Here is a 1,473-nt window from a genome sequence, read left to right as displayed (position 1 = left end):
ATTGCAATCTTAGGGGTATTGGCAGTAATTATGGTTCCAGCATTTACTGGATACATTGCGAAAGCAGAAAAGTCAAATGTACTCTCGGGTGCTAAATCATACTGTACAGCATATCAAGCAGCTTTTGCAGATTTAAAAGCAGAGGGAGCTGGAACGTTAACAATTGGTGAAATTGACGCAAGAGCAGAAGAGGTAAATGTTGAGTACAAGGACGAGGATTATAAAACGTATGATATCACAGTAAGTAGAACTGCTGATGGTGTTTGCACAGTTGGTTTAGATTAGGGATTATTAAATAGACAAGTCGAAATGAAGGCTTGTCTATATTTTTTATAATCATATTAAATCATTACGCTTAACTCTCTAATCATGGACTTGACTTAAATAGCGGTTACTAAGTGCTCTGAATACACTTGTTTATTTGTTACGTATGTTTGGCGTTCTTTGATTCGAGAATACAATAAACTTTTGATTTCCGATATTTCCAAAGCCTTACAACGTTTTATAAAACTAAATAGAGCCAAGTAACGATTGATGTACTTACTTGCTACTCCACGATATGATTTATAGATTCGTTTAAACCAGTCGTGTAGTTGGTTTACGGTATTAATATGAATGACTTCATCCATATCTGTAACGTGTTCAATGATATGCCAGTGTGCTCGTTGTCGTTCTACCAGTTTACGATAAGACTTTCCTTTATCAGTAATCAAGATAGATCTTGAACTTACGTGTGGTGCAAAGCTTCGATTCATCATATCTTGAGTTGTAAGACCTCTGCCTGTACACTTGGCAATCACATTACCACTACGATCACAAGCAAAAGTACAACATATCTGTTGAAGGGATAAACCGCGTTCTAACGCTGTTTCACCGCGTTTCCTGGGTAACCTCGTTTCTTGTTTTGTGCCTTTATTAGACTCTAAAACATAGGTTTCATCCATTTCAATTAGATTTTCTAAATCTATTTCTTGCATTAGTATTTCTAGTGCATGAAGGAACTTATGACGTAAACGAAAAATAGTGATATCCGTTAAATCTAGCTCTTTTGCAGTATACTTGATTGATTTTAATTGGATCGTATCTTCAATAACTTTAAACCAAACTTCCATAGGTTGATTGGATTTATAAGAAATTGAATGTACATCACATACAAAACGTGTAGAACAACTACTACAAAAATAGCGTTGTTTGCCATTTGGCAGCTTTCCGCGTTTAATAAACTTTGCTTCTGTACAACCACAAAGTGGGCAAAAGCTAGGGCGATCATTTGTAAGCAACATTCGTTGCTTACAAATATCAATGATAATCTTCTCAAGTTTATTTGATTCAGATTTAGATAAAGAATTGAATACATCAGCGTATTTAGTAGTTAGTTCCATAAGTTACCTCGTTCTATAGTGCAAGTATAGAGTATTAAGTAACATTATGAGTGTGATAAGAGACAATAGTCCAAGATTGTAGAATTAAGCG

2 protein-coding genes are annotated in these 1,473 nt (G+C 35.0%); one reads left to right on the top strand and one right to left on the bottom strand.

Annotation, left to right across the window (positions count from 1 at the left end):
* The coding region (locus tag ACRDCA_RS25325) for a hypothetical protein (RefSeq protein ID WP_438691986.1) at positions 1-285 on the top strand (285 nt) is incomplete at its 5' end.
* Between the two features lie 95 nt (positions 286-380).
* Here ACRDCA_RS25325 and ACRDCA_RS25320 read toward each other — a convergent pair.
* Positions 381-1,382, bottom strand: coding sequence for an IS1595 family transposase (locus ACRDCA_RS25320; protein ID WP_438691985.1), 1,002 nt, complete (start codon positions 1,380-1,382; stop codon positions 381-383).
* Positions 1,383-1,473 lie beyond the last annotated feature (91 nt).

This window comes from Serratia sp. (in: enterobacteria), assembly GCF_051654945.1.
Taxonomy (GTDB): Bacteria; Pseudomonadota; Gammaproteobacteria; order Enterobacterales; family Enterobacteriaceae; genus Chania.
This window is presented reverse-complemented; position numbering and strand designations above follow the sequence as displayed.

Excerpts from the sequence above, each read along its gene's own strand:
- ACRDCA_RS25320 (WP_438691985.1), bottom strand. The coding sequence starts at position 1,382 with ATGGAACTAACTACTAAATACGCTGATGTATTCAATTCTTTATCTAAA.